This is a genomic window from Arcobacter sp. LA11 (genome assembly GCF_001895145.1).
Taxonomy (GTDB): Bacteria; Campylobacterota; Campylobacteria; order Campylobacterales; family Arcobacteraceae; genus Halarcobacter.
In genome coordinates this window covers 205346-223647 of the sequence record NZ_BDIR01000005.1, presented here as the reverse complement: position 1 = coordinate 223647, position 18302 = coordinate 205346, and the positions used below count along the sequence as shown (strand labels likewise).

Below are 18302 nucleotides of genomic sequence, written 5' to 3'. Positions count from 1 at the left end.
ATAAATATATTCATTTAGAACAGTTTCATTATTTAAATCATTTAATGTAATATAATAAATAATTTGAAATCCTTTATATAAGTTGTGGTTTTATAAACTCTAAATAGTGACCTTCTTCTGCTTCAAGAGTTTCATGTGTTCCACTTTGTACTATTTCTCCTTCATTTAGTACATAAATTCTATTTGCATTTTTAACTGTACTTAATCTATGAGCAATTGTTATTACTGTTTTATCTTCTAATATTGGTAGAAGAGCATTGAAAAGCTTAGCTTCTGTATGTACATCTAAAGCAGAAGTAGATTCATCAAAAATTACTACAGCTGGGTTTGCTATTATCATTCGTGCTATTGATAATCGTTGTCTTTGTCCACCACTTAATCTAATACCATGTCGTCCAACTATAGTTTCCAGTTTTTCTGGCATATTTAAGATAGTCTCTTTTAGTTGGGCTATTTCTAATGCTTTAAATATCTCTTCATCACTTATATTTTCATTTCCCATTGTAATATTAAATCTGAGGTTATTATTAAATAGTATTGGCATTTGAAGTACTAAAAATAAATTTTCTCTTAGACTCTCTTTATTTATATTATCAATACTTGTATTGTTATATTTTATATCACCTGAGTCTTTTGTATAAAATCCAGCAATAATTTGAGCAAGGGTGGTTTTTCCACTTCCACTTGCTCCAATAAAGGCAATTTTTTCAGCAGGCTTTATTTGTAAAGTAATATTTTTTAAAATAGGTTTATCTTTTTTATATGAAAAATTCATATCTTTCAATTCTATATTTATTCCAGTGTCTATATTTTCAATTAATTTTTGACCATTTTCTTCAGTATTTAATTCAAGTATTTTATTTATTCTTTTTATTGCTGCATTTGCTGTTGTATATGAGTATTGCATTGATAGTATATCTTGAACTGGAGTCATTATAAACCAAATATATCCAAACATTGCGAACATCATACCAATACTTAAATCACTATATGCAACCATAATTAAACCGCTTGCCCTTAATATTTCAAAAGCAATTAAGAATATAGTAAAAGAGAATCTTTCATAAGCAACACTTTTATAAGTATATTCATTTGAAGTTTCTTGAATATTTCTTGCTTTGTTAATAGAATTATTAAAAAAGTAGTTTTCTTTATTACTTGCTTTGATTTGACCAAATAGTTCTAGAGATTCACCAATATTATCTTGAAACTCTTCAATTGATTGGTTTTCTTCTTTTTTTAAGGTACCAACTTGTTTTGATATTTTTTTTGATAAAAGCATTATAATAGGTTGGATTAATAGAATCATAATCCCTAAAATAGGGTGTATTAATATCATCACTATAGAAACTGCAAAAAGTGTTAATATTGATGCAACAAACTTACTTGCTCCTGTAATAATAAAATTATCAAGTGTATTAACATCTGTGATTAAATTTGCTGCAATTGCTCCACTACCTAAGCTTTCATATTCATTCATACATACAATTTTTAGATGATTAATTAGTTTTTCTCTTATTTTAAATGTAACGTATTTTGAAATACTAGTAAATATTTTTGTAATAATCACTGTAAATACAAAATAAATAACTCTTAATAGTATGACTGCAATTGTTACAATTGTAATATAATAAAAAGCATTTCCTAAACCAATAAAATTATTTATTGTATTTATAAAAAAATTAGGCTTATCTAATAATACTTCATCAACGAGAGCTGGTAACATCAAAGGAATAGGAACACTTAAAACAATAGCTATTATTGTTACAACTTGTCCTAAAATTAAATTCTTTTTCTTATCTAATAAAAGTTTCCATATATATTGGATATTTATTTTATTCATATTTTTCACTTATTTATATTATTTTATTTTATAAGGTATTCTTATTAATCAATATAAGATAGCCTATCTTAAATTTTATAAAATTATTTTTTTATGGTATAATTCTAGAAAATTATTATTTAAGAGGATGAGTTTGAAAAAAGATATGAATAACCTAATTTCAGAACAAATACAAACTATTGTAGAAAACTCATATAATCCTATTGTAATAACTACTGCAAAGTTAGATAAACCGCATCCTAAAATATTATATTGTAATAATGCTTTCGTAAGTTTATCAGGTTATAAATTTGAAGAACTTTATGGAAAGAGTCCTAGAATACTCCAAGGGAAAAGAACTCAAAGAAAAGTACTTGATTATTTAAAATCATGCCTTGAAAAAGGTGAGTTTTTTGAAGGTACTACTGTTAATTATAAAAAAGATGGTAGTGAATATTATGTAGAATGGAATATTTCGCCTATTAAAGAAGATGGTGAAGTTAAATATTTTATGGCAATTCAAAGGGATGTGTCTGAAAAAGTAAAAGAAAAAGTAAATGAAGAAATATTTAAATTATCAATTCAGCAAGCCGTTGAGCATGTTGCTGTTACAGATTTAGATGGAAATTATACTTTTGTTAATGAATCTTATATTAGACGTTCTGGTTATTCAAAAGAAGAATTAATAGGAAATAACCCGAGTATACTAAAATCAGGAAAACATGATAGTAAGTTTTATAATTCTTTATGGATAAATTTAGAAAAAAATGTTCCTTTTGATGCAGTATTCATCAATGAGCATAAAAATGGTACCTTATATTATGATAAACAAACGATAACTCCGATTATTGTTGATGAGAAGAAACATGGATATTTAATTGTAGGACGAGATATTTCTAATGAATTAAAAAATGAAGTACACTTAACAAATTTGGCGTTAAAAGATCAGTTAACAGGTTTATATAATAGAAATGGTTTTGAAAAAATTATTCAAAAAGTGTTACTAAATTATGTAAAAAACAATAATGACTACACTTTCGTATTAGCAGATATTGATTATTTTAAAAGTATTAATGATAATTATGGACATGCAATAGGTGATATTGTATTAAAAGAGTTTGCAAAATTAATACATTCAAGAATAAGAAGTACAGATTATGCTTTTAGATGGGGTGGTGAAGAGTTTTTGATTATCTTAAATACAGATATTAAAAATGCTTACAATATAATTGATTTCTTAAGAACTGAAATAGAAAACTATAATTTCCCTAGTTCAATTAAACTTACCTCAAGTTTTGGGTTAAGTGATTTAAGAAGTGCTAATCATAATGAAACGATTTTAAGAAGTGATAAAGCCTTATATGAGGCAAAAAATAGTGGAAGAAATAAGGTAGTTATTTCAAACGAGTAAGAATTACTTACTCATTTTTTCACAGATATCTAGTTTCATACCTTCATGGTAACTACAATTTAAACCACATTGATAATCACCTCTATCTTTTAGTCCTAATTTACTTAACTCTTCTAAAGAAGCTTTTTTACACTCTTCTAAAGTAGTATAAATACCATGTTTTTTATTTCTTTTACTATTTGTTTTATCTGGATAGATTAACGAAGTCCACTCTTGCTCTCCGCTACCTCCACCAAAACAACCTGATAATAGAAATATAGCTAAAATTGTAAATATAATAGTCTTATTCTCTGTAAATATGTTTCCCTTACTTTTCATCATTCTCTCTTTTTATTTTTGTGTTCTGGATTTTAATATAAATATTGTTTATTAAAAATTAAACCAAAATTTTTCTTAGTGTCATTCTCATCGTTTCAAAATCTTTTAATTCTTCTTTTAATCTAAGATTTTCTAAGTACATTTCAATAGCTCTATAAATTTGTTCACTAATTTTATTTGTTGAGGCAGCTTTATTTATAGTATCTGCTTTATATCCAATCTCTTGTGCTAAAACTTTATATGTTATATTTAAGTCTTTACAAACAGCTTTTACAATGTTTGGATATAGCTCTTGATAAACTTCTTCACAAGAAATAGAAAATTGATTGCTAATATTTTCTAAATACTCTTTTTTTTCTATTAATATTTTTCTATAATTATAATGTTTTGATTTAGGATCAAATAGTTTTAATTTTTCTTTTGTAAATGAGATAAAAAGTTTTTTCCCATCACATCCCATGATTTCGTCAAAAACTTCTATTAGTTGGTACTCTTCTTCTTGTTTCAAAGTATCAATAATTATAAGTGAATTAACTTTTTTATTAATTGTTTTATTATCTTTAGATTCTTCAAATGTAATATCTAATTCATCGTTGTGAAAATCTACATAAACACTCTCTTCAGGCATTTTTGTATTAACTTTAATATGAAAGTTTGATATGTTATCTCTATTATTTGAAAATACATCAATTAGATTATCAATTGTTAACATATAATAAGACATAAAGTCACTTATTACTTCTTCAACTTCATGTATACTTTTATATTTGCTATGTATATCTCTTACTAAATAAGGAACTTTGTTGAATAGTTTCCCAACGGGTTTCATTTTAATCCTAGTAAATAATTTCAAAGGCTTGAATTATACTTATTTTAAAATTTACTATAGGTTAATCGCCTAAATTTACGATTATTCTACAATTTTTATGGTATTATAATAAAAATTATTTGAAGAGATTATATATGAGAAAGATTTTAACTATTTTTTTAATTACTCTATTTTTTTCGCCACTTTTTGCAGTAGACTATACAGAAATGAGTACCCAAGAACTTATAGCAATTATGGGATATGTTGAAAAGAAAAATGAAAAAAAATTCAAGAATGAACTAAAACAAAGAGTTCCTACTATGAATCCTACAGAAAAAGCAAAGTATGAACAAAATTTAGAAAAATTAAAGAATAAATAAATTATGAAAACAAAATTATTACTTTTAGAAGATGACTTAACTCTTAGTGAAACAGTAGTGGACTATTTTGAAGAAGAAGGTTTTGATATAAAAGCAGTTTATGATGGAGATGAAGCCCAAGAAATCATGTATGAAGAAAAGTTTGATCTTTTTTTACTTGATGTAAATGTACCTTCTCAAAATGGATTTGAATTATTAAAAGCAGTAAGAAAAGAGGGTAATTCTACTCCTGCTATCTTTATTACTTCTTTAAATTCAATGAGTTCATTAGAAGAGGGTTTTGAAAGTGGTTGTGATGATTATATTAGAAAACCATTTGAACTAAAAGAACTTTTATTAAGAGTTCAAACTATTATAAAAAGAGAATTTTCAAAAAATAAAGATAGTATTGTGCAAATTGATGAAAATATCTCTTTTGACACAAGTACAAATGAACTTACAAAAGATAATGAAATTGTGCAACTTAATTTTAAAGAACAAAAATTATTAAAATTTTTCTTACAAAATAAAGATGAATTACTTATTCATGATAGAATTTATGACTATGTATGGGATTATGATGAACAGTATAGTGATAATTCACTAAGAACATATATTAAAAACTTGAGAAAAGTTTTAGGAAAAGATAGAATTGTTAGTCTTAAAAAGCTTGGATATCGATTTAACACAAAGTGAGAAACGAACTCTTTTAGGTTTCCTTTCTTTGTACTCTTTTTTTACAATTGTAATACTTATTTTTATCTCATTTTTATATTTTACTTTTCAAAAAGACTTGATGCTTCAAAAAAAACGTGTCACTATGCAAGAGTATTCAAATGATTTGATTTTTAGATTAAAAGACTTGCATGTAAACTTTGATAAATATAAATATTATCCAAGAGATGAGAAGTATAAATCAGCTATTTATGATAGTGATAAAACTCTTATTTTCTCTACTTTAGATTCAAAAGAAGTTAAACTTGATAATGTAACTTATACTACTAAAAATAAAATTCATTTTATAGAAGAGCCAGAATCTTACTATCTTGGTGCGAAGTATGTTGTACTAGAAATTCCTGATGATATGAAGTGGTTAGAAAAGCTTAAGAAAGAGATATCTATTTTTGTTGTAATTGCTTTTTTCTTTATGACTTTTTTTGGATATTTCCTTTTACAAATCTTTTTAAAACCTATGAAAGATGCATTACATCTTCTTGATAGATTTATAAAAGATACAACTCATGAGTTGAATACTCCCATTTCTGCAATTATCTCAAATGTAGAGATGATTGATACAAATACTTTAGATGACAAAATGGCTAGAAAAATAAAAAGAATTGATATTGGAGCTAAGACAATATCAAATATCTATGAAGATTTAACTTTTTTAACTTTAGATAATAAAATTATCTCTCAAAATGAAATATTAGATTTAACAAAAGTTGTAAGTCAGAGAGTAGAATATTTTCAAACACTTGCAGATGTAAAAAAAATAAAATTTGATTTAAATATTGATAATGATGTGACAATATTTTGTGATATAAAGAAAATCTCAAAATTAATAGACAATCTCTTATCAAATGCAATAAAATATAATAAAGTACAAGGAAGTATCATCGTTACACTAAAAGAAAACTATTTGTGTGTTAAAGATACTGGAAAAGGTATGACTTCTGAGCAAATAGAGCAATTATTTCAAAGATATATACGTTTTGATAAAAGTGTAGGCGGCTTTGGAATAGGGTTAAATATAGTATCTTTGATTGCAAAAGAGTATGATTTTAAAATTGATGTCTCTTCAGAGGTTAAAGTAGGTACTAAAATGGAAATAAAATGGCAAGATTAATAATACTAGTTTTTTTACTATTAAGTAGTTTAAGTGCAGATGTTTATAAAGATAATTGTCTAAAATGTCATAATAAATTACCTGTATCAATAGATAAATACTTTTACAGATATTTACTTAAATATAGTAGTGAACGAAGAGTAAAAGAAGCAATGACAGATTATCTAAAAAAACCAAATAAAGATGAAACAATAATGCCAGAAGCCTTTATAAAAAGGTTTGGTATAAAAAAGAAAACTAAATTAGATGATGAAAAATTAAAAGAAGCCTTAGATAGATATTGGGAAAAATATAAAATCTTTGGCAAACTACAATAAGTTTTTTAACTAAATATACATCCACAATCACTTCACAATTAGATTTTATACTTCTTTTATAAATTCTAAGAACAATTTGTTTGTTCTCTTTAGAATTTTTTAAAGAGAGTAAGGTTCCTATTATTTAAGAACCAATTAACAGGAGTATAAAATGAAAACTACAAAAATATTAGCAGGATTATTAATAATAGCAGGTACATCACTTTTTGCAGCTGATGGAGCAGGTATTTATAAAGCATGTGCTGGATGTCATGGTGCAAATGCTGAAAAGCAAGCTTTAGGTAAATCTCAAATTATTAAAGGTTGGGATGTTGCAAAAACTGAAATGGCTTTGAAAGGCTATAAAGATGGATCTTATGGTGGACCTATGAAAGGCGTTATGAAAGGTCAAGTTGCAAGACTTTCAGATGCAGATATGAAAGCTGTTGCTGAACATATTGCAAATTTAAAATAATACAAACTAGGTATTTATAAGTTAAAAGGAAAAGACTATGAAAAAGATTTTTCTAGTAGGATTATTATTGGTGTCCTCATCTTTTGCAGGTAGTGATAGATTTTATGATTATGCAAAAGTTAGATATAGTGAACCAATTTATGAATATAAATATAATAGGCAACCTAAAAGAGAGTGTAAAGAAGTAAGATACAAAATTAATGATAATTACGATGATAGATATTATTCTTCAAATAATTATAATGATGAATTAGGTGTCGATACTCTTATAGGTACAGCTGCTGGTGCAGTACTAGGTAGTCAGATTGGAAAAGGAAATGGTAGAGTAGCCGCTCAAATAGTAGGTGGACTACTAGGAGCAAAAGTTGCCCATGAGATTAGAAATAATTATAAGCCAAGATACAATAATAGATATAACGACAGATATGATGATGACTATAGATATGAAACAAGAACAGAATGTTATGACGTATCACATAAAAGAGTTAAAAGAAAAATCATAACTGGATATAAAAATTATTTTGTCTACAATGGTGAAGAACATTATAAAATCACTAACAGACCTAAAAGAAAAATAAAAATTACTCATACGATAAGTTTTTAAAAAGTAAAGCTATTTTAGCTTTACTTTTTTATTTATGATAATAATCTAGTTACAATACCTTGATTAATATTATTTGATTGAGCTGCTGCATATGCTCCAATTTGAGCTAAAACATTTTGTTTACTAAAATTTGATGTCTCTTTTGCATAATCAATATCTTGAATAATAGAACTTGCTGCAGTTAGTTGGGTACTTTGTGTAAGTAAGTTAGCTGCTGAACTTTGTAATTGGTTTTGAGTTGAACCTATTTCCCCTCTATAGTCATTTACAGTACTTATAGCATTGTCTACATTTTCTAAATATCCTCTTGCCTCTTCAGCACTAAAAGAATCTGGATCTTGATTTAATAAGGCTTCTAATCCTACACCTTGGGTATTTGATTGTATTCCTTCTGAATCAATTATATCTTCAGATTTTTCTCCAGCTTGAACCTCAAGTCCTTGAGAAATACTTTTATCTTCATTTGTATTTTGAAGTAAAGTTTGTTCATTGTAATTTGTGCTACTTGCAATATTGTCAAAGTTTTCAAGTAAGTCTTTAATCTCTGTTAGAAGCGATTCTCTTCCATCTTGAGATGTTGTATCTGTAGAAGCTTGTAACAACTTCTCTTTTACTGTATCTAGAATATTAGATTGTTCTGAGATAGCTTTATCTGCAATTTGTAAAGATGCTAAACCACTGTTAACATTGTCTATTGATTGAGAAATACCACTTGTTTGTACTCTTAAGTTTTCTGCTATTGCTAAGCCTGATGCATCATCTGCTGCACTATTAATATCAAGCCCTGTTGCAATTCTATTTAATGCCTGATTAGCATTTAAGTAAACAGATTGGTCTAGTTGTATATTATTATTTACTTGCATGAATACTCCTTTAAGGAAGTTCTAAGTCTATTTTATAACTTATAAGTTTAAAAAATTATTAATAGGAAGAATTAGTTTTCATAAGTAGTATAAAGGCTTTTTAATTTAAAAAATAAAAATTATTTCTTTCTAAAGAATAAATGTATAAAGGTCTAATAAAATTACTTATGGATAAATTTAATAAATTTTTTTGCTTTTGTTTAATGGCTAGACTTTCAATGTAAATAAATTTAACAACATATAAAATTATGTTAAGATTAATAACAAAAAAAGGATTTTATATGAAATATATTTTATCTATTTTATTGGTATTAACAATAAATGTATCTGCAGGTGACAAATATATTGAAACAATTTTAATAACTGCACCTCATTGGGAAACTGTAACTCCTTATCATGATGAATTTTTACAATTAAGTAATAAGATTGATAGATTTGAAAGATTAATAGAAAATGCTCAAACTTTTCAAGAAAGGAAAAGGTTGAGAAGTGAGATGAATGTTTTTCTTGAAACTAGAAGAAAGAATAAATTTTGGCAAGAAATAGATACAAAGAAAATGTTAAAACAAATGCAAAGAGAAAAAGAAGTTAGAGAGGTAATTAAAATATTCTCAGATCCAAATATAACTTTATATGTTTTTGATTTGCTCTTAGATAAATTAATAGTAACTCATTTCCCTGAATTAAAGGATTATGTAAAAGACATAATTAAAGAATTTATAAAATCAATGAAAATTGGTTCTCACCCTATTGAAACTGGAAACTATAAGGCAATTGAAGATTTTTATAATCAATTAGATGAGTTGGATAAAAAGGATAGTATAGACGAGCAAAAACTTATGGAATACCCTTTTTATGATGATACAATAAAATATCCTCTTTTAGAAAGTCAAGCAAAATCATTAAGAATATTAAAGAAAAGATTTTCAGCTCCTAGTGATGAAAAAAAATTAAATTTTATATTAGAAAGAGTATTATTTATTCATTTAAATTCAAGAAAAAATAAAGAAGTAAAAAGGTTTATAGATAGGACTTCAAAAATTGATAAAAATAAATTTAGAACTCATGGATATAAAAATGCAATTGAAAAGTTAAAAAGAAATCTATGGGAAAATAATAAATTAGTGGAAGATGTAAAAAAGAAAAAAAAAGGTATTAAAAAAATCAATGCAGATATTAAAGATGTTCTTAGTCTTCCAAATACTGTGTTTGAATTAGAAAAAGTTTTTTTAAATAGGGTTTATTTAAAAATGCCTACTTCGGATTATTATGGAGTAATCTATAATGGTCTTTACTCAGGTATTAATCATATGCGTAGATATAAACTACTCACAGAAAATAAGAAAGAGTTTAAAAGTGAGATCTATAAAATAAAACATTCAAAAGATTATACAATGATTAATACTTTTGGTAAATTTTGGTTTTTTGAATATAGAAATGATAAAAAAATATTGAAGAGATTTATATTTAATAGAGTCTATTCTTTTTCTGATGGTTACTGGAATTTAATAACTTTTCACATTACAGAAGAAAACTTAACTTAAATATTCTAAATACCGTAAAATTTATAATCTAAAGTGGTACTTTATCATCTTTTGATTAACACTGGATTTAGTTAATTAGTATTAGAATTTAATTAAGAAATAAATTAAATTAAGTAGTGGAAAATGAATATAATATTTAAAATAATAGTATGTTTTAGTCTTTTTTTTACTGGAGCATTTGGAGCAATTCTAACTGAGTGGAAAGAAAAAACAGGAGTAGTAAGGAAAAGTGATATTACTTATATGGAAAAAAATGGGATTACTTCTGATAGTTATTTGAAATAATATATATGGTACCCGTAGTCGGACTCGAACCGACAAGACCGTGAGGTCATCGGATTTTGAATCCGACGTGTTTACCAATTTCACCATACGGGCAGATAGTTTTTAGACATTAAAAAAGGACTCATCAAAGATGAGCCCTTTTCAATATTAATTGAAAAACAATTATTTAGCTGCAACAGCTTCTTTTAACGCTTTTCCAACTTTGAATTTTGCAACAGTTGTAGCTGGTACTTTAACAGTTTTGTCTGTACCTGGAACTTTTGCAGTTCTTTCTGCTCTAGCAGCAGTACTAAATGTACCAAATCCGATGAAACTAACAGTTTCTCTTTTAACTAATGTTTCTGTAATTGTTTCTAATACTGCATCTACTGCACCTTTAGAATCTTTTTTTGATAAACCAGCTTTTGCAGCTACTGCGTCGATAAATTCAGCTTTGTTCATTGATGAACTCCTTGTGTAAGATTAAATTTGATAAACTTTATAGTATTTAAGCTTTAAAATAGCTAAAATTTGGGACTTTGTAGGGTAAAAAATGTAAAAAATGTAAATTTTTATTATTTAAATGATGATTTTATACTTAAAAGCCTACAAGAGTTCTCTAAAATGGCTATTCTTTTTACTAGATTATTGATGTCTCTATCATATACATATGTACCAATTCCTTTTATAACCATAATATGTTCATTTGTTTCTTTTAAGTATTTTGTAATTTCTAAAGCATTTCTATCGTACCAAGTATTATAATCTCCAGGATCATATACTTTAATTGTAGGAAAAGTTGTTTTACCAAAAAAATCATCAAATATAATTTCATCATGTTCAAAAGTATAAGCTGTAGTATAGATTGGAACTCCAAAGGCAATATATTTTGCTTCATGTATATTATTGTATATAGTAGAGTGAATATGAGACTCTATACTTGCTACTTTCCATCTATAATCTTGTTTATTCATATTAAGTTTACAAAAAGAGTTATCAGACATTTCATCAAAAATTGCATCTGATTTATTTATTACAAAAGAATTGTGGTCTTGTTTTGCAGATATCGCACCATGATAAATACCAAAGAAGTTTTTTCTAAACATTGTTAAAGATAAATCACTTAGTAGTTTAACTGTCTTATTATCTATCATTTTAAAAAACCTTAAATTATTTTTTGGGTATTATATAATATACCTAATTAAAAGATAAACTAATAAAATATCACCAAGGATTAATTTAATGGAAATTCCTCATATTCCCGTACTTTATAATGAAACACTAGAAGCATTTAATAAAGTAAATGAAGGGTATATTATAGATTGTACTACAGGTTATGCAGGACATAGTTTTGGACTTATTAGTCAAAATGAAAATATACAATTAATATGTAATGACCAAGATGATGAAGCTTTATTATTTTCAAAAAAGAGATTAGAAGAATTTTCTACAAGAGTAATTTTCAATAAAGGTAATTTTGAACATGTACTTGAAACTTTTAGAGGTTTTAATATTAGAGGTATTTTAGCTGATATTGGTGTATCATCTCTACAACTAGATAAAAATGAACGTGGTTTTGGATTTGATGGTGATACTTTAGATATGAGAATGGATCAGATGCAAAGTTTAGATGCATCTGTTGTAGTAAATACATATTCTCAAAATGAACTTGAGAGAGTTTTTAAAGAATATGGTGAAGTTAGAGAATATAAAAAAGTAGCTTCTTTAATAGTAAATAATAGACCTTTTTCTTCAAGTAAAGAGTTAGCAGACTTTTTATCAAAGAAGATGTACAAAGGAAAGATACATCCAGCTACTTTACCTTTTCAGGGTATTAGAATTGAAGTAAATGATGAACTAGGTGTTTTAGAAAGACTTTTTGATTCTATTGAAGAAATGAAACCCTCAAATTGTATAGTTGCAATAATCTCTTTTCACTCTTTAGAAGATAGGATTGTTAAAAACTATTTTAAAAAATGGACTAAATCTTGTATTTGCCCTCCTGATGTATTTAGATGTACTTGTGGAAATAATCACTCTTTAGGAAAAATTATTACAAAAAAACCAATTATTCCTACAAAAGAAGAGATTAAACAAAATCCTAGAAGTAGAAGCTCTAAGTTAAGGATTTTTAAATTTGATTAAACTAAATTCAGTAAATTCAATATTTATTGCTATAGGGATGTTATTACTTGCATTGGTATTATATTTTCCTCAAATTTATATTCAAAATAATATATATTATGTTAGTAAAGACATAAATAAATTATATGCACACTATATATCTTTAAAAGAAGAAAATAAATTTTTAGTGCAACAATTAGAAGATATGAAATTTAAAAACCAAATAGTTGATTCTCTTATAATTTATTCAATAGAAGAAGCCAATGATTCAGACAATAACTAAGTTTGGTCTTAAAAAACCAATACTAAATCATTTTCTACTTTTTTTCCTTTTTGTTTTATCTGTTTTTGCATACTTAAGTATTCCAAAAGAGATTTTTCCTCCAGCTTCACTTGATGCAGTTTCTATTTCTGGAAGTTATACAGGTGCTAGTTCGGATTTACTAGATAAGATGGCTGTTGAGGATTTGGAAGATGAACTTACTTCTTTAGAGGAAGCAGGGGATATAACATCAGTAATCAAAAATGGTTACTTCTCAATTAATGTAAAACTAAAAAGAGGTTTTGAAGCAAGTGATGTTATAGATGATGTAAAAGATATAGTTACAAAAACAAAAGTAAATTTACCCTCTGATATGGATGAACCTGTTGTAAAAGAGATAATAGGTGAAATACCTCTTATTACTGTGGTTTTATATGGAGATGACTCAAAAGAGAGACTTTTAGATGTTGCAAAAGATGTGAAATCTACTCTTTCAGGATTAAAAGATTTAAGTTCACTCTCTATTTGGGGAGATAGTGATAGAGAACTTCTAATAAAATTTGATGAAAATAAAATAAAAGCATATGGCTTAAATTTACAAGATGTTATAAATACTGTTCAAAATTTGAGTTCTATATTCCCTGCTGGTATTGTAAAAGATAAAACAAGACACTATTATCTTAGTACTTATAATGGTGAAAAAGATATAAATAAAATTCAAAATACTATCTTAAAAATTGCAAATAATAGACTATATTTAAAAGATATTGCAAAGGTAAGTTTCCAACTAGCAGATGTAAATAATATTTCGCACTTCAATGGTAACAGAGATGTCTCTATTGGAATAAACAAAAGTGAAAGTGGAGATGCCATTGAGTTAGTAAAACAGATAAAAGAGATTTTGGTTGATTATAAAAAACAGTATCCCTCTTTGGAATTTGATACTCATACAGATACTTCTGTTTGGATTAAAAATAGACTTAATACAGTAGTTTCAAATATTCTTTTTGGTTTATGTTTATTGTTTATTGCACTTTTCTTTTTTATAAATGTACGTATAGCTATTGTAATTGCAATAGGTATTCCAACTTCTTTTATGATTGGTCTTATTGCTGCTGAAGCTATGGGATATAGTTTAAATATGTTGTCTCTTCTAGGTGCTTTGATTGCTTTAGGAATGTTAGTTGATGAAGCAATTGTTGTGGGTGAAAATATTTATAGACATATGGAAATGGGTAAAGATAGGATGACCGCAGCTCTTGATGGAGCTTTAGAGGTTTATCCTGCTGTTTTAACTGCAACTGCAACTACTATATTCGCTTTTTTACCAATTCTTCTTATGACAGGAGAAGTAGGGAAGTTTATGAAGGTATTGCCTATTATGATTACAATTCTTTTATTGTCTTCTTTAGTTGAAGCTTTTTTCTTTTTACCTTTACATGCAAGACAAATATTTAGTGTTCATACAAAGGCTAAGAAGTCAGATAAAATTTGGGAAGTAAATAAAAAGATATATAAAACAATTTTAAACTTTTTACTTAAAAGAAGATTTGTAGCTTTAACTATAATGGTTGTATCAATTATCGGTGCTACATATTTTTTAGCAGTAAATTCTAGATTTCAATTTTTACCAGATTTTGATTCTACCCAAGTTTATATAACTGGTTCAGTTGGTGTTGGAAAAAAGATTGAACAAACAGAAGAATTAGTTGCTAAAATAGAACAAAAGATAATAAAAGAATATGATTTCGCAAACAATCTAGATTCTGTATCTTCTGTAATAGGGATGAGACTTGATGGTAAAAATATACCACAAAATGAAGAGTTTTATTTTCATATATTTGTAAACCTTTATGAAAGAGCACCTCAAAATATTTTTGATAAATATATAAATCCTTATTTGTCTCCAAAATATGATGATACAAATATGAAAAGAGAAAAGTCTGCACAAGATATTGAAGCAGATTTAAAAGAGCTTTTAAAACCTCTAATTGATAGTAGAGAGTACGAAGAGTTTAAAGTTTTTGTTCCTGGTGCTGGAATTGTTAAAAATGACATAGAACTTGCTATTAGTGGAAACAATAAAAAAATTGCTAATGCAGTAACTATAATAAAAAATAAACTTTCATCTATCAAGGGTGTTTCAAATATTGCGGATGATATTTTAGAAGGAAATGTTGAACTTAAATTTAAAGTTAACTCTTATGGACAAAGACTTGGGTTTACTGAAAACTATATAGTTTCAAGTATAAGACCTTTATATTTTAAAGGCGCATACTCTAAGATGTTTGATGATAATGGAATAGTTGAAGTTGTCTTCCAAAGTAAAAACAAAGATACTCTTAGTTCTTTAGACTTTTTTGAGATTATAATACCTGGAACTAATCAAAAAGTACTTTTAAAAGATGTTGTGAATATTATCGAGCAAAAAGCTTTATCTCAAATATTTAAAGAAAACAATAAACGGATTGTATCAATTACTGCAAGTTCAAGTGGAGTAACATCTTCGGAGATTTTCGAGCAATTAGATCCTATTTTAGATGAACTTAGACGTGAAGTATCAATAGATGTAAAAGGTGAACAAGAGGAAAATCAAAAAGTTCAAAGAGAGATGGCAGAAGCTGCTTTATTAGCTATTATTCTTATTTTTATTGCTCTAATTTGGATGTTTGATTCAGTCGTAAAATCTTTAATTATTCTTTCAACTGTACCTTTATCTATTTTAGGTGTTTTAGTAGGACACTTAGTTATTGGAATCAATATAACTATGCCAAGTTTGATTGGTATTGTTGGACTTGCTGGGGTTATTGTAAATGATGGAATTATTATGATGGACTTTATAAAAAAAGGTAAAACTCTTTTAGAACTTGAAGAGTATGCTTTAATGAGATTGAGACCTATTTTATTGACCTCTGCAACAACTATATTAGGACTATCAACTCTGATGTTCTTTGCTTCTGGACAAGCTTTAATCCTACAACCTATGGCAGTCTCACTAGGATTTGGAATTCTTTGGGCTACTATTTTAAATCTATATTATGTACCTATGGTTTATAGACTTATATACTTAAGAAAAGCAGAAAACTAATGCAAGATAGATATGCAGCAGATATAGGAGACTTTGGAAAGTTCCAGCTATTGCGATATCTATTTAATGATACAGATTACATCTTAAAACAAATCTGGTATATGTATCCTGATGAAAATCATAATGGCGATGGAAAGTATATTAACTATTTTGAAAAAGTAGAAGGTATGGATTTACTTTTAGAGAATACTTTTAAAAATGTAATCAATACAAAAAGAGATGTAAAAGCTTTAGAAAATGCAAAACTTCTTCAAAACTGTGATTATTTTTCAGATTTTGTAAATAAAAATGGAAAAGATACTTTAGAATATAGAAAAAACTGGTTTAAAAAGGCCATATCTTTCTGTAAACAAGCAGATTTCATATTTGTTGACCCTGATAATGGAATAGCAACAAAAGTGCTTAAAAAGGAAAACTGTAAAGATATAGAGCTTTTATGTTTTAACTCTTTTAATAAAAAAACAAAAAGTGGAAAATATATTTTTTTTGATGAGATAGAAACCCTATATAAAATTGGAAAGTGTGTAGTTATATATCATCATTTAAATAGAAGTATGACTCATGATAATCAAATAGAAATTATAAAAAAAGAGTTGGAGAAGAGTTTTTCTTTTGTTCTTGCAATAAAACATAAACCATACTCACCACGCGTTTATTTTTTTATATTTAAAGAAGAGAGTATTAATTCTTTTCTTTCTAATAAACTAACGCAGTTTGAAAATAAGTTTTCTATTCATTGGCAGCTTTTTTTATAATAGACTCAATCATATTTGTAAATACAAAATAATGTAGAGGAATTAAGCTATACCAGTAAAGTCTTCCAAATACTCCTTTTGGATAGAAGTACGCAGATTGAATAAGTTTGTTATCTTCAATTTTAAACTCTAACCAGGCAGTTCCTGGAAGTCTCATTTGGGCATATAAAAGAAGTCTTTCGTTCTCTTTTAAATCAGCTACTTTCCAAAAGTCTAAACTTTCTCCAACTCTTAGGTTTTCTTGATCTCGTCTTCCACGTTTGAGTCCTACTCCACCTATCATCTTATCAAGAACACCTCTCATTACCCAGAGGAAATCATAGTCAAACCAACCATTTTTACCACCAATAGAAGTAAAGCTTTTATATACTTTTTCTTTATCTAACTTTGAAATATCAGATTCTTTTCTATCTACAAATATTGCGTCTGAAATCTCTTTTGAATGATTTTTATCCCAGATTTTTCCACCATTGTCACTCCATCTACTGATAACTTGGTTTGTTTCTATCTCTTTAACAGCTTTTCTTACTGCTTTTATATAAGAAATTGGTTTTATATTTTTAAAGTATTTTTTCGCATTGTCATTTTGCATGACAACTTCTGATTTAAGTCCTTCTATTAAAGCTTTTGCCACAGTAAAAGGAACAGGGGTAAAAAGATTTAACCAATATGAAGAGATATTTATAGACAGAAAAGGAAGTGGTATAAGTATTCTTTTTAATCCTAAAGCTTTTCCTGTTTGTATCATCATGTCTCTATAGGTTAATTGTTCACATCCTATATCAACTATCAAGTTCTCTTTTTCTTCTAAATATAAAGACTCTTCTAGATATTTTAATACATCACTTACAGCTATTGGTTCTGCTTTTGTATATACCCACTTAGGAGTAGTCATGATTGGAAGTTTTTCTGTTAAATTTCTAATAATTTCAAAACTTGTACTACCTGAACCTATAATAACTCCTGCACGTATCCAGATAGTTTGTACATTTTTATTTGAACTTAGAACTTCTCCAGTTTCAATTCTACTTAAAAGATGTTCACTAGTGTCTTTATTTTTAACACCTAACCCACCTAAATAGATAACTCTTTTAACTCCGCATTTGGAAGCTGTATCTATAAAATTTTGAGCAGATATTTTATCTAGGTCTTTGTAGTTTTTATTATTTAATGAGTGAACTAGATAAAAAGCAGTATCAACTCCTTCTAAAGCAGTTTCAAGTTTATTTTTGTCAAAAGTATCACCTTCAAAAACTTCTGCTTCTTCTTCAATATTTGCAGACAGAGCTTTTTTGTTTCTAACATAAAGTCTAAGCTCTATATTATTATTTGCTAAAAGTTTTTGTTTAAGTCGTCGTCCTATATATCCAGTAGAGCCTGTTAGTAAAACTTTCATAACAACTCCTTTAGTTTTTTTATTATCTTATCATTAAATATTATAAACTGGTATACTTTTTATATAT

Annotated in this window: 20 protein-coding genes and 1 tRNA gene; 13 read left to right on the top strand and 8 right to left on the bottom strand. The window is 26.7% G+C overall.

Annotated features, from left to right (window positions below):
- Positions 1–73: 73 nt before the first annotated feature.
- Complete coding sequence (locus BT997_RS07075; protein ID WP_072680746.1) at positions 74–1843, bottom strand: ABC transporter ATP-binding protein; 1770 nt, start codon at positions 1841–1843, stop codon at positions 74–76.
- A 133-nt stretch (positions 1844–1976) separates the two neighbouring features.
- Here BT997_RS07075 and BT997_RS07070 point away from each other — a divergent pair, with 133 nt between their 5' ends.
- A complete protein-coding gene (locus BT997_RS07070; protein ID WP_174247209.1) occupies positions 1977–3233 on the top strand; it encodes a diguanylate cyclase in 1257 nt (418 codons plus the stop codon).
- Between the two features lie 3 nt (positions 3234–3236).
- Here the strand turns inward: BT997_RS07070 and BT997_RS07065 are convergent, their stop codons facing one another.
- A complete protein-coding gene (locus tag BT997_RS07065; RefSeq protein WP_072680745.1) occupies positions 3237–3551 on the bottom strand; it encodes a hypothetical protein in 315 nt (104 codons plus the stop codon).
- Positions 3552–3609: 58 nt separating this feature from the next.
- Positions 3610–4380, bottom strand: a complete 771-nt coding sequence (locus tag BT997_RS15685) for a hypothetical protein (RefSeq protein ID WP_258239442.1) — start codon at positions 4378–4380, stop codon at positions 3610–3612.
- A 134-nt stretch (positions 4381–4514) separates the two neighbouring features.
- Here BT997_RS15685 and BT997_RS07055 point away from each other — a divergent pair, with 134 nt between their 5' ends.
- The 6 genes from BT997_RS07055 (at position 4515) to BT997_RS07030 (ending at position 7939) form a co-directional block, all read left to right on the top strand.
- Positions 4515–4739, top strand: a complete 225-nt coding sequence (locus BT997_RS07055) for a DUF1104 domain-containing protein (RefSeq protein WP_072680744.1) — start codon at positions 4515–4517, stop codon at positions 4737–4739.
- Positions 4740–4742: 3 nt separating this feature from the next.
- Positions 4743–5414 (top strand): response regulator transcription factor, encoded by a 672-nt coding sequence (locus tag BT997_RS07050; protein WP_072680743.1) that lies wholly within the window; start codon positions 4743–4745, stop codon positions 5412–5414.
- A 100-nt stretch (positions 5415–5514) separates the two neighbouring features.
- Positions 5515–6564, top strand: a complete 1050-nt coding sequence (locus BT997_RS07045; protein WP_258239441.1) for a HAMP domain-containing sensor histidine kinase — start codon at positions 5515–5517, stop codon at positions 6562–6564.
- Positions 6552–6881, top strand: a complete 330-nt coding sequence (locus BT997_RS07040; RefSeq protein WP_072680741.1) for a hypothetical protein — start codon at positions 6552–6554, stop codon at positions 6879–6881. The genes BT997_RS07045 and BT997_RS07040 overlap by 13 nt, the downstream gene beginning before the upstream one ends.
- A gap of 151 nt (positions 6882–7032) precedes the next feature.
- Positions 7033–7335: a c-type cytochrome gene (locus BT997_RS07035; RefSeq protein ID WP_072680740.1), complete on the top strand. Its 303-nt coding sequence runs from the start codon at positions 7033–7035 to the stop codon at positions 7333–7335.
- A gap of 37 nt (positions 7336–7372) precedes the next feature.
- Positions 7373–7939 (top strand): glycine zipper 2TM domain-containing protein, encoded by a 567-nt coding sequence (locus BT997_RS07030; protein ID WP_072680739.1) that lies wholly within the window; start codon positions 7373–7375, stop codon positions 7937–7939.
- Between the two features lie 32 nt (positions 7940–7971).
- Here the strand turns inward: BT997_RS07030 and BT997_RS07025 are convergent, their stop codons facing one another.
- The gene (locus BT997_RS07025) at positions 7972–8802 is read right to left on the bottom strand and encodes a flagellin (protein WP_072680738.1); all 831 of its coding nucleotides are present in this window, start codon (positions 8800–8802) and stop codon (positions 7972–7974) included.
- A 281-nt stretch (positions 8803–9083) separates the two neighbouring features.
- On the opposite strand from BT997_RS07025, the gene BT997_RS07020 reads away from it, so the two are divergent.
- Both BT997_RS07020 and BT997_RS15540 read left to right on the top strand, forming a co-directional pair.
- Positions 9084–10346 carry a hypothetical protein gene (locus BT997_RS07020; RefSeq protein WP_072680737.1) on the top strand — a complete coding sequence of 421 codons (1263 nt, stop codon included), beginning with the start codon at positions 9084–9086 and terminating at the stop codon, positions 10344–10346.
- A 123-nt stretch (positions 10347–10469) separates the two neighbouring features.
- Complete coding sequence (locus tag BT997_RS15540; protein ID WP_174247208.1) at positions 10470–10631, top strand: hypothetical protein; 162 nt, start codon at positions 10470–10472, stop codon at positions 10629–10631.
- Positions 10632–10637: 6 nt separating this feature from the next.
- Here BT997_RS15540 and BT997_RS07015 read toward each other — a convergent pair.
- From BT997_RS07015 to BT997_RS07005, 3 genes are all read right to left on the bottom strand, one after another.
- Positions 10638–10724, bottom strand: a tRNA-Leu gene (locus tag BT997_RS07015).
- A 69-nt stretch (positions 10725–10793) separates the two neighbouring features.
- Entirely contained in the window at positions 10794–11072 is a 279-nt protein-coding gene (locus tag BT997_RS07010; RefSeq protein ID WP_072680736.1) for an HU family DNA-binding protein, read from the bottom strand.
- Positions 11073–11185: 113 nt separating this feature from the next.
- Positions 11186–11764 carry a class II aldolase and adducin N-terminal domain-containing protein gene (locus tag BT997_RS07005; RefSeq protein ID WP_072680735.1) on the bottom strand — a complete coding sequence of 193 codons (579 nt, stop codon included), beginning with the start codon at positions 11762–11764 and terminating at the stop codon, positions 11186–11188.
- Positions 11765–11852: 88 nt separating this feature from the next.
- Here BT997_RS07005 and rsmH point away from each other — a divergent pair, with 88 nt between their 5' ends.
- Genes rsmH through BT997_RS06985 form a run of 4 tightly spaced genes read left to right on the top strand, consistent with a single transcriptional unit; the run spans position 11853 to position 16839 of the window.
- Positions 11853–12755, top strand: a complete 903-nt coding sequence (rsmH, locus tag BT997_RS07000; RefSeq protein ID WP_072680734.1) for a 16S rRNA (cytosine(1402)-N(4))-methyltransferase RsmH — start codon at positions 11853–11855, stop codon at positions 12753–12755.
- A complete protein-coding gene (locus BT997_RS06995) occupies positions 12748–13017 on the top strand; it encodes a hypothetical protein (RefSeq protein WP_072680733.1) in 270 nt (89 codons plus the stop codon). The genes rsmH and BT997_RS06995 overlap by 8 nt, the downstream gene beginning before the upstream one ends.
- A complete protein-coding gene (locus BT997_RS06990; RefSeq protein ID WP_072680732.1) occupies positions 12998–16084 on the top strand; it encodes an efflux RND transporter permease subunit in 3087 nt (1028 codons plus the stop codon). Before BT997_RS06995 ends, BT997_RS06990 begins: the two co-directional genes overlap by 20 nt.
- On the top strand, positions 16084–16839 hold the full coding sequence (locus tag BT997_RS06985; RefSeq protein WP_072680731.1) for a hypothetical protein: 756 nt from the start codon (positions 16084–16086) through the stop codon (positions 16837–16839). The genes BT997_RS06990 and BT997_RS06985 overlap by 1 nt, the downstream gene beginning before the upstream one ends.
- On the opposite strand, the gene BT997_RS06980 is transcribed toward BT997_RS06985, so the two are convergent.
- Entirely contained in the window at positions 16814–18235 is a 1422-nt protein-coding gene (locus tag BT997_RS06980; protein ID WP_072680730.1) for an SDR family oxidoreductase, read from the bottom strand. The genes BT997_RS06985 and BT997_RS06980 overlap by 26 nt on opposite strands.
- Positions 18236–18302 lie beyond the last annotated feature (67 nt).

Bases quoted from the DNA above. Each gene is read 5' to 3' on its own strand.
- BT997_RS07075 (WP_072680746.1), bottom strand. From the start codon at position 1,843: ATGAATAAAATAAATATCCAATATATATGGAAACTTTTATTAGATAAG.
- BT997_RS07065 (WP_072680745.1), bottom strand. From the start codon at position 3,551: ATGAAAAGTAAGGGAAACATATTTACAGAGAATAAGACTATTATATTT.
- BT997_RS15685 (WP_258239442.1), bottom strand. From the start codon at position 4,380: ATGAAACCCGTTGGGAAACTATTCAACAAAGTTCCTTATTTAGTAAGA.
- BT997_RS07055 (WP_072680744.1), top strand. From the start codon at position 4,515: ATGAGAAAGATTTTAACTATTTTTTTAATTACTCTATTTTTTTCGCCA.
- BT997_RS07050 (WP_072680743.1), top strand. From the start codon at position 4,743: ATGAAAACAAAATTATTACTTTTAGAAGATGACTTAACTCTTAGTGAA.
- BT997_RS07045 (WP_258239441.1), top strand. From the start codon at position 5,515: ATGCTTCAAAAAAAACGTGTCACTATGCAAGAGTATTCAAATGATTTG.
- BT997_RS07040 (WP_072680741.1), top strand. From the start codon at position 6,552: ATGGCAAGATTAATAATACTAGTTTTTTTACTATTAAGTAGTTTAAGT.
- BT997_RS07035 (WP_072680740.1), top strand. From the start codon at position 7,033: ATGAAAACTACAAAAATATTAGCAGGATTATTAATAATAGCAGGTACA.
- BT997_RS07030 (WP_072680739.1), top strand. From the start codon at position 7,373: ATGAAAAAGATTTTTCTAGTAGGATTATTATTGGTGTCCTCATCTTTT.
- BT997_RS07025 (WP_072680738.1), bottom strand. From the start codon at position 8,802: ATGCAAGTAAATAATAATATACAACTAGACCAATCTGTTTACTTAAAT.
- BT997_RS07020 (WP_072680737.1), top strand. From the start codon at position 9,084: ATGAAATATATTTTATCTATTTTATTGGTATTAACAATAAATGTATCT.
- BT997_RS15540 (WP_174247208.1), top strand. From the start codon at position 10,470: ATGAATATAATATTTAAAATAATAGTATGTTTTAGTCTTTTTTTTACT.
- BT997_RS07010 (WP_072680736.1), bottom strand. From the start codon at position 11,072: ATGAACAAAGCTGAATTTATCGACGCAGTAGCTGCAAAAGCTGGTTTA.
- BT997_RS07005 (WP_072680735.1), bottom strand. From the start codon at position 11,764: ATGATAGATAATAAGACAGTTAAACTACTAAGTGATTTATCTTTAACA.
- rsmH (WP_072680734.1), top strand. From the start codon at position 11,853: ATGGAAATTCCTCATATTCCCGTACTTTATAATGAAACACTAGAAGCA.
- BT997_RS06990 (WP_072680732.1), top strand. From the start codon at position 12,998: ATGATTCAGACAATAACTAAGTTTGGTCTTAAAAAACCAATACTAAAT.
- BT997_RS06985 (WP_072680731.1), top strand. From the start codon at position 16,084: ATGCAAGATAGATATGCAGCAGATATAGGAGACTTTGGAAAGTTCCAG.
- BT997_RS06980 (WP_072680730.1), bottom strand. From the start codon at position 18,235: ATGAAAGTTTTACTAACAGGCTCTACTGGATATATAGGACGACGACTT.